Origin of the sequence: Thermus tenuipuniceus (assembly GCF_002964845.1) — a bacterium.
GTDB lineage: Bacteria > Deinococcota > Deinococci > Deinococcales > Thermaceae > Thermus > Thermus tenuipuniceus.
Window position 1 is genome coordinate 23,548 of record NZ_PRDA01000053.1, and the last position, 8,242, is coordinate 31,789.

Annotated in this window: 9 protein-coding genes; 5 read left to right on the forward strand and 4 right to left on the reverse strand. The window is 64.8% G+C overall.

Going from position 1 to position 8,242, the window contains the following annotated elements; genetic code table 11:
* The first annotated feature begins 2 nt into the window (after positions 1–2).
* Entirely contained in the window at positions 3–1,280 is a 1,278-nt protein-coding gene (locus C2847_RS11120; RefSeq protein WP_244187454.1) for an RNA-guided endonuclease InsQ/TnpB family protein, read from the forward strand.
* On the opposite strand, the gene C2847_RS11125 is transcribed toward C2847_RS11120, so the two are convergent.
* On the reverse strand, positions 1,196–1,471 hold the full coding sequence (locus C2847_RS11125; RefSeq protein ID WP_105318413.1) for an NIPSNAP family protein: 276 nt from the start codon (positions 1,469–1,471) through the stop codon (positions 1,196–1,198). The genes C2847_RS11120 and C2847_RS11125 overlap by 85 nt on opposite strands.
* Positions 1,472–1,501: 30 nt before the next feature.
* Between C2847_RS11125 and alaS the strand changes: the two genes are divergently transcribed.
* The 4 genes from alaS to mltG are packed head-to-tail and all read left to right on the forward strand — an operon-like array spanning position 1,502 to position 6,275.
* Positions 1,502–4,150: an alanine--tRNA ligase gene (gene alaS, locus C2847_RS11130; RefSeq protein ID WP_105318414.1), complete on the forward strand. Its 2,649-nt coding sequence runs from the start codon at positions 1,502–1,504 to the stop codon at positions 4,148–4,150.
* A 56-nt stretch (positions 4,151–4,206) separates the two neighbouring features.
* Positions 4,207–4,890: a hypothetical protein gene (locus C2847_RS11135; RefSeq protein ID WP_105318419.1), complete on the forward strand. Its 684-nt coding sequence runs from the start codon at positions 4,207–4,209 to the stop codon at positions 4,888–4,890.
* Positions 4,871–5,278 (forward strand): Holliday junction resolvase RuvX, encoded by a 408-nt coding sequence (ruvX, locus tag C2847_RS11140; protein WP_105318415.1) that lies wholly within the window; start codon positions 4,871–4,873, stop codon positions 5,276–5,278. Before C2847_RS11135 ends, ruvX begins: the two co-directional genes overlap by 20 nt.
* The gene (mltG, locus tag C2847_RS11145) at positions 5,262–6,275 is read left to right on the forward strand and encodes an endolytic transglycosylase MltG (RefSeq protein ID WP_164835713.1); all 1,014 of its coding nucleotides are present in this window, start codon (positions 5,262–5,264) and stop codon (positions 6,273–6,275) included. Before ruvX ends, mltG begins: the two co-directional genes overlap by 17 nt.
* On the opposite strand, the gene C2847_RS11150 is transcribed toward mltG, so the two are convergent.
* The 3 genes from C2847_RS11150 to C2847_RS11160 all read right to left on the reverse strand — a co-directional run bounded on the left by C2847_RS11150 (position 6,260) and on the right by C2847_RS11160 (position 8,070).
* Entirely contained in the window at positions 6,260–7,096 is an 837-nt protein-coding gene (locus C2847_RS11150; protein ID WP_105318416.1) for a carbohydrate ABC transporter permease, read from the reverse strand. The two genes, mltG and C2847_RS11150, sit on opposite strands and share 16 nt — an antisense overlap.
* A 3-nt stretch (positions 7,097–7,099) precedes the next feature.
* Complete coding sequence (locus tag C2847_RS11155) at positions 7,100–7,591, reverse strand: bioflim formation protein (RefSeq protein ID WP_105318417.1); 492 nt, start codon at positions 7,589–7,591, stop codon at positions 7,100–7,102.
* A 71-nt stretch (positions 7,592–7,662) separates the two neighbouring features.
* The gene (locus C2847_RS11160; RefSeq protein ID WP_128415171.1) at positions 7,663–8,070 is read right to left on the reverse strand and encodes a hypothetical protein; all 408 of its coding nucleotides are present in this window, start codon (positions 8,068–8,070) and stop codon (positions 7,663–7,665) included.
* Between the last annotated feature and the right edge of the window lie 172 nt (positions 8,071–8,242).

Below are 8,242 nucleotides of genomic sequence, written 5' to 3' on the forward strand. Positions count from 1 at the left end.
CGATGACTAGGAAGGCATTCAAGTACCGCTTGTACCCCACCAAGCCCCAGCACAAAGACCTGGAGCGCACCCTTGCGCTGTGCCGCCAGTTGTACAACGCGGCCCTGCAGGAGCGTAGAGATGCCTACAAGAAGGCCGGGCGGACTGTCGGCTTCTACGAACAGAAGAGGTATCTGCCCGAGATACGGGCCGAGCTGCCGGGGTACAAGCGCATGCATTCCCAGGTCTTGCAGAACGTCATCCAGCGGGTGGACAAAGCCTTCCAGGGCTTCTTCCGTAGGGTCAAGGGGGGACAGAAAGCGGGATACCCTCGCTTCAAGGGGCAGGGGCGCTACGACTCCTTCACCTTCCCCCAGGCCGGGACCACTGGGGTCAAGCTCCAGGAGGGCGGCAAGCGGGTGCTCATCCGCGGCATCGGCTCGGTGAAGGTGAAACTTCACCGCCCCCTGGAAGGCAGGCTCAAGACAGCTACAGTTAAACGGGAAGGGGAACATGGGTACATCGTCTTCGTTTGCGAGGTAGACCCCAAACCCCTACCCCTTAGCCAAGAGGCCATAGGGATAGATCTGGGCACCAATCCCTACTTCCTGGTGACCTCAGAGGGGGAGAAGGTAGAAGCACCTAGATACTACCAAAAGGCCCAGGGGAAGCTTGCCCGTAAGCAAAGGGAGCTTTCCGGGAAAAGGAAGGGCAGTACCCGCTGGAGGAAAACAAAAAAGGAACTGGCCAAACTTCACCGTAAGATCGCCAACCAACGCAAAGACTTCCACCACAAACTCGCCAGGAGGCTCGTGAACCGGTATGGCACCATCGTCCACGAAGACCTGAACATCCTCGGACTGGCCCGCTCCCGGACCGCCAAGGGGGTGCAGGACGCGGGATGGGCAGAGTTTCTCCAAATCCTCGCCTACAAGGCGGAGGAGGCTGGTAGGCGGGTCGTGGGGGTAGACCCCAAACATACCAGCCAGGACTGCCCGGTGTGCGGACACCGGGAGAGGAGACCCTTGTGGGCCAGGGAGTTCACCTGCCCCGCTTGTGGGGCCACTCTTCACCGGGATGTGGCTGCGGCCATCAATGTCCTGGCGCGGGCTCGGGTCAGCCCGCAGGGCTACCTTGCCGGAGCCTTCGGGGATGGGTACGGCGTGGGCCGTCCCGTGAGAACCGAGAAGCCCCGCTCTGAAGAAGCGGGGAGTCGTCACAGAAGCTTCTCCACGAAGCGGGTTTCCATCTCCTCCAGGAACTGGCTGGGGTCCACCTTCTGGCGCTCAGGGTGTTGGTAGTAGGCCTTTTCCGCCTCCTGAAAGTTCTCGTGGCCCACGAACCACAAAAACTCCCTTTCCCCAGTCCAGTAGGCCTCCAGGACCTGGAAGCCCGTGGCCTGGCGCAAGGGGACGATGACCTCCAAGAACACCTTCTGAAAAGCCTCCCTGGTACCTTCCTTAAGCCGGTAGCGGCGCATCTGGACCGTCATGGTCCAAGTTTACTGCCTATAATCAAAGGCATGCGCACGGCGGAGATTCGGGAGAAGTACCTGTCTTTTTTTGAGGGCAAAGGGCACCTGCGCCTTCCTTCCTTCAGCCTCATCCCCGAGAACGACCCTTCCCTCCTCTTCACCTCGGCGGGCATGGCTCCCCTAAAGCCCTACTTCCTGGGGGCCAAGCCCATCTTCGGGGGCAGGGAGTGGCGAAGGATCACCACCTGCCAAAAGTGCCTCAGGGTGGGGGATATAGAAAACGTGGGGAGAACCGCCCGGCACAACACCTTCTTCGAGATGCTGGGCAACTTCTCCTTTGGGGACTACTTCAAGAAGGAGGCCATCCTCTGGGCCTGGGAGTTCCTCACGGACCCCAAGTGGTTGGGCCTGGACCCGGATCGGCTTTGGGTCACGGTCTACGAGGACGATGACGAGGCCTACGCCATCTGGCGGGACCTGGTGGGGGTGCCCGAGGAAAAGATCGGCCGCTTCGGGGAGGACGAGAACTACTGGCCGGGGGGAGCCATCACCCACGGGCCCAACGGGCCTTCGGGCCCCTGCTCGGAGATCTTTTACGACCGGGGACCGGCCTTCGGCACCCCGGACGAGACCGGGCCCAACACGGGGAGCGGGGACCGGTTCGTGGAGATCTGGAACCTGGTCTTCACCCAGTACGACCGCCAAGGCCCCATCCCCGGCCCCGGCATCCTCAAGCCCCTGCCCCAGAAGAACATCGACACGGGGATGGGCCTTTACCGGGTGGCGGCCATCCTGCAGGACGTGGAGGACTTCTACCGCACGGACACCTTCTTCCCCCTCATTGAGCAGGTGGCCCTTTGGAGCGGTAAGCCCTACGAGGGCAAGGCAAGCGTGAGCCACCGGGTCATCGCCGACCACGTGCGGGCGGTGGTGGCGGCCTTGGCGGACGGGGTGACCTTTGCCAACACGGGCCGGGGCTACGTGATCCGCCGCCTCCTCCGCCGCGCCCTGAGGCACGGCTACCTCCTGGGCCTCAAAGGGCCTTTCCTCCACCGCCTGGCCCCCGTGGTGGCCGAGCTTTTGGGCGACTTCTACCCGGAGATGCGGGAGAACCTTCCCGCGGTGGAGAAGCAGATCCGCCTCGAGGAGGAGCGCTTCCTGGAAACCCTGGAAGGGGGTTTGAGGCGGCTGGACACCCTGCTTTCGGGCCTCAAGCCTGGCGAGGTGCTTCCGGGGGCGGAGGCTTTCCGTCTCTACGACACCTACGGTTTCCCCCTGGACCTCACGGTGGAGATCGCCGCGGAAAGGGGCTTCGGGGTGGACACCGAGGGCTTCGAAAGGGCCATGGAGGAGCAGCAGGAGCGTTCCCGGGCGGCCATGACCTTTGAGCGGGAGATCTTCAAGAAGAGCGCCCAGGTGCTGGAGGAGCTTTACGCCGAGAAAGGGGCCACGGAGTTCTTGGGCTACGGGACCCTGGAGGCGGAGGGCACCGTCTTGGCCCTTCTGGCGGGGGATCAGAGCCTGGAGGAGGCGGGGCCCGGCACCGAGGTCCAGGTGGTCTTGGACTGGACTCCCTTCTACGCGGAAGGGGGCGGGCAGATCGGGGACTTCGGCCACCTGGAGTGGCCCTTGGGCCGGGCTAGGGTGGAGACCACCCTCAAGACGGAAAAGGGAATCTTCCTGCACCGGGCCAGGGTGGAGGAGGGCACCTTGCGGGTGGGGGAAAGGGTGCGGGCGGTGGTGGACCCGGCCCGCCGGGACACGGAGCGCCACCACACCGCCACCCACCTTCTCCACGCCGCTTTGAGGGCGGTCCTGGGCCCCCATGTGCGCCAGGCGGGGAGCCTGGTGGCCCCGGACCGCCTGCGCTTTGACTTCACCCACCCCGAGCCCCTGACCCAGGGGGAGCTGGAGCGGATTGAGCTTTTGGTGAACCGCTGGATCCTGGCGGATTTCCCCGTCACCTGGCGCTACCTGCCCCTGGAGGAGGCCAAGCGGGAAGGGGCCATGGCCCTCTTCGGGGAGAAGTACGGGGAGGTGGTGCGGGTGGTGCGGGTGGAGGGTAGCCCCCTGCCTGGGGTGGAGTCCAAGGAGCTTTGCGGGGGCACCCACGTGCGGCGCACGGGGGAGATCGGGGCCTTCCTCATCCAGAAGGAGGAGGCGGTGTCCGCCGGGGTGAGGCGCCTCGAGGCGGTGGCCGGGGAATGGGCGGTGCGTTTCGCCCGCGGAGCTTTGAACCGCATGAGGGCTTTGGCCGAGAGGCTTTCCGTGGGGGAGGCCAACCTGGAGGAGCGGCTGGAGAGGCTCTTGCAGGAGCTCAAGTCCAAGGAAAAGGAGGTGGAAAGCCTTAAGGCGCGCCTGGTGCAGGCGGAGCTCAGGAAGGAGGTGGCCCTTTCCGAGAAGGGCGGCCTCCGCTACGCCGTGGTGGAGATGCCTGGGCTGGACGGGGAGGCCTTGCGCCAGGCGGCGGACGACCTGGTGGAGCGGGGGGCGGATGTGGCCCTGGTCCTCTCGGAGGGGCGTGCGGTCCTGAAGCTTTCCAAGAAGGCAAAGGAGAGGGGCCTCGAGGCGGGGAGCCTCTTCCGTGCCCTCACCGAGCAGGCTGGGGGCCGGGGAGGTGGAAAGGGGGCCTTGGCCCAGGGGGGCGGATTATCCCCGGAAAAGGCCCGGGCGGCCCTTCCCGACCTCCTTCCTTGAGGGGGGCTTGGGCCCTGGCAGGGGACACCCTCCCCGGGTACAATGAGCCTATGGCCATGTTGCTGAGCCTGGTGGCGGTGGCCCTTTCCTGGGCCCTCTTCGGCCTCACCTTTGGACGGTACCGGAGGCGCCCCTCCCTGCATAACGCCCTCTACTCCCTGGGCCTCCTCCTCTTTGCCCTGGCGGTTTCCGCTGAGCTTTTGGCCAAGCTCCTGGGGGCTTGGAACCCCTTCCTCTATCGGCTTTGGTACCTCGCCGGGGCCATGCACGGGGTGACCTTTCTGGGCTTAGGGAGCCTGGCCCTTCTGAACCCCCGGGCGGCGAGGGGGCTTCTTTGGACGCTTTCGCCCTTCATCCTCTATGGGCTCTACCTGGTGCTGGCAGCACCCTTGGACTTTTCCCAGCTTCCTGGGCCCTATGCCCCCTCGGGCAAGGCCTTCCCTGAGCCTAGCTTCACCTCGCCCAGGCTTTGGACCATTCCCTTTAACCTTTTGGGCACGGTGCTGATGGCGGGGGTGGCCCTCTATACCACCCTGCTTTTCTGGCGGCAAAACCCCCTTAGGGCCCAGGGCACGGCCCTCATCTTCCTGGCGGCTTTGGTGTTGGCCTCCACCAGCACCTTAAACCGCTTTGGGGTGGTGGGCCTCGAGGAGGCGGGGAGGGCCTTTGGGGTTGCCCTGCTCTACCTTGGGGTGGTCTTGGCGGATCGTAGCGTGCAGTATGCGTCTGGGCGCGCTTGACGTGGGAGAGGCCCGGATCGGCCTGGCGGTGGGGGAGGAGGGAAGCCCTTTCGCCTTCGGCCGGGGTTATCTGGTGCGGAAGAGCCTGGAAGAGGACGTGGCCGCCCTCCTGGACTTCGTGCGCCGGGAGGGGTTAGGAAAGCTTCTGGTGGGCCTTCCCTTGCGCACCGACCTCAAGGAAAGCGCCCAGGCCCAGAGGGTCCTTCCCCTGGTGGAGGCGCTTAGGGCCAAGGGGGTGGAGGTGGAGCTATATGACGAGCGCTACACCACCCAGGCGGCAGCTCGGCGCTTAAAACACGCCCCCAAACGGATCCGCCGGGAGAAGGGCCGGTTGGACGAAATGAGCGCGGTGATCCTTTTGGAGGGCTACCTTGCGGGAAGGCTCTAGGCGCTGGCTGTGGCGGGGGGTGGTGGCCCTTTTCGTCACCTTCGCCCTCCTTCTCTTCTACGCCCTCTGGCTTTTGGGTCCCACGGGGAAGGAGGCCACCGTGCGCATCCCCCGGGGGGCCACGGGGCAGGAGGTGGCCAGGATCCTGGAGGAGGCCGGGCTTTTGCGCTCCGGGTACCTCTTTTCCGCCTATCTGCGCTTCTCCGGCCGGGCCAAGAGGCTGGTTCCCGGGGTCTACCGCCTAAAGGGGGATGGGGCCTTCCGCCTGGCCCGGGCCCTCACCGGGGGGGAGGAGCCCCTCCGGGTGCGCCTTACCTTCCTCGAGGGGGAAAGGGCGGTGGACTACGCCACAAGGCTTTCCCAGGCGGGCCTGGATGGGGATGGTTTTTTAAAGATTGTCCAGGAGCCCGGTGCCCTGCGCCCCCCGTACGTGGAGGGCAGGTCCCTGGAGGGCTACCTCTTCCCCGCTACCTACACCTTTGACCTCCTGGCTACCCCCGAGGAGGTGGTGCGGGCCCTCCTGCGCCGCTTCGAGGCCGAGCTCACACCCCCGGTGAGGCGCCTTTTGGAGGAGCGGGGGCTTTCCGTTCACGCCTGGGTGACCCTGGCCTCCATCGTGCAGGCGGAGGCGGGGAGCCAGAAGGAGATGCCCTACATCGCCGGGGTTTTCCTGAACCGGCTGGAAAGGGGCATGCCCCTCCAGGCGGATCCCACCGTGGCCTACGCCCTGGGCAAGCGGCTTCCCGAGCTTTCCCGGAGGGCGGGGGACTTCGCTCATGATTCCCCCTACAACACCTACCGATACGCCGGGCTTCCCCCGGGGCCCATCGGGAACCCAGGGCGGGAGGCCCTCCTTGCCGTGCTCAATCCCGTGCGTACCGACCCCAAGGGGCGCCCTTACCTCTACTTCTTCCATGCTAAGGGGGAGCTTTTCCTCAACACCAGCTTCGAGGCCCACCTCGAGGACCTTCGCCTGCACCGCTATTCCTCCCCGTGACGCAGAAGCCTTAGCTGGGCATAGGCGAAGAGGAGGGTGAGGAGGAGGATGACCACGGTGACCGCGGCGGCGTACCCCAGCCGGAAGTTTTCGAACCCCGACTCGTAAAGGTAGTAGCCCAGGACCCGGGTGGCCCCGTAGGGCCCGCCCCGGGTGAGGAGGAAGACCGCCGAGTAGGACTGCAGGGAGAGAATGGTGCCCACCACCACCAAAAAGGCCACCGCCGGGCGCATGAGGGGAAGAACTATGTAGCGGAGAGCTTCCAAGGGCCCCGCCCCGTCCACGTAGGCGGCCTCCAGGAGGGTCTTGGGGATGGCCTTGAGCCGGGCGGAGGCCACCAGGACCCCATATCCCAGGTGCCGCCACAGGGTGAAGAGGACCACCATGACCAAGGCCCAAAACCCCTCCCGGTCCCAAGGGGGGATGGGCAGGAACTGGGCCAAGGCCCCGTACTCGGGGGTGAAGAGGGTGTACCAGCTCAGGGTGGCCCCACCCAGGGTGACGAGCCCGGGTAGAAAGAGGAGGCTTTTGGCGAAGCGCTCGTAGGGGGTCCCTTCCAAAGCCACTGCCAGGGCGATGGAAAGCCCCACGAAAAGGGGTAGGGCCAGGAGCATGAACTTCAGGGTCACCCAGAGGCTTCCCCAGAAGGCGGGGTCTTGGAAAAGATCCCGGTAGTTTTTGAGCCCCACCGGCTTGGGCTCGGAAAGCCCCGACCAGTCCCAAGTGGAAAAGCGAATCACATCCAAAAAGGGGTAGAGGATGAACACCCCCAGGGTGAGGAGGGCGGGAAGGGAGACGAGGAAAAGGGGAAGGCGCCGCACGGGTTACCAGAGGTAAAGGAGGCTTAGCAGGAAGGGGTACCGGTCGGAGGCGGAAGCCTCCAGGGCCAGGGGTTCGAGGTAGAGCCTAAACCCCGCACCCCAAGCCAGGTGGAAACCGTTCTGATAACCCAGCCCCCCGTAGGCGGATAGGGCTCCTCCCGGCACCTCGAGGCTCACCACCGGCCCCAGGTGCACCCCGAAGGGATACCGCAGGTCCAGGCCCAGGCCTACCGAGGTGTAGAGGTCCATGAGGACCAGGCCCGGGAAGAGGTTGGCCTTGACGAGGGCAAAGACCTCCGGGTTTTGCGAAAGGAGGGCCTGCAGGTCCAGCCCCGTGTCAATCCCCAAGGGGCTAAGGGGCAAAAGGGCGCTTCCTTGCAGGTAGATCCCCTTGCCCGGTCCATAGCCGAGGCCTAGGGTGTTTTCCGGGTAGGCGGGCATCTGGGCTAGGGACAGGTTCAGGGCCAATAGAACCAGTGAGACCAGGCGCTTCATATCCTCTCCATCCTAACAAACCTCCCGGCCTCGAGGCCGGGGGGTTGCGCACAGAGTTGCGCACAGAAGATTTAGGGTTGACGGCAGGGCTGGGCACCCATGTGCTGGATGAGGAAGGTTTCCAAGCTCATGGTTTGGCCGCCTGCAAAGTGCAGGGTGAGGTTTTCCCCGGGAACGCAGTTGTTGTTCTGGTCGTCCAGGATGCCCTCAAAGGCGACCTCCTTGCTGTCCACCCGCAAGATCCCGTTTTGGATGTGGATGCGCGTGGGGTTTTCCTCCACCTGGGTCACCCGGAATTCCAGGTGGAGGGATTTGGTGTGGGTGCTGAGATCTACGGAAACCTCCCCGCTGGAGGCATTGAAGTTTGCCAGCAGGCTACCGCAGGTGCCCGGTGTGGTGGAGCCGTTCACCCTTACCTGGCCCTGGGTGTGGAGGGCGCTGTCGTTCCCTTGGACCAAAAGGCTGAGATTCCAGGCCAAGGCCAAACGGGTAGCGCTAGTGGTTACGCTGAGGCCGACCAGGTCTATCAAGCGTTGGCTACCGGCAGGGTGGTCTAGGAAGCCGTTGAGGCTAAGGCTTTCGGGTTCCTCAAAACTTGCACTTATCCACCCCCCGCATACCCATGCGCCAGGGGACCACTTGAAAAGGGCC

Coding starts and splice junctions, on each gene's coding strand:
- C2847_RS11120 (WP_244187454.1), top strand. CDS start 3: ATGACTAGGAAGGCATTCAAGTACCGCTTGTACCCCACCAAGCCCCAG.
- C2847_RS11125 (WP_105318413.1), bottom strand. CDS start 1,471: ATGACGGTCCAGATGCGCCGCTACCGGCTTAAGGAAGGTACCAGGGAG.
- alaS (WP_105318414.1), top strand. CDS start 1,502: ATGCGCACGGCGGAGATTCGGGAGAAGTACCTGTCTTTTTTTGAGGGC.
- C2847_RS11135 (WP_105318419.1), top strand. CDS start 4,207: ATGTTGCTGAGCCTGGTGGCGGTGGCCCTTTCCTGGGCCCTCTTCGGC.
- ruvX (WP_105318415.1), top strand. CDS start 4,871: ATGCGTCTGGGCGCGCTTGACGTGGGAGAGGCCCGGATCGGCCTGGCG.
- C2847_RS11155 (WP_105318417.1), bottom strand. CDS start 7,591: ATGAAGCGCCTGGTCTCACTGGTTCTATTGGCCCTGAACCTGTCCCTA.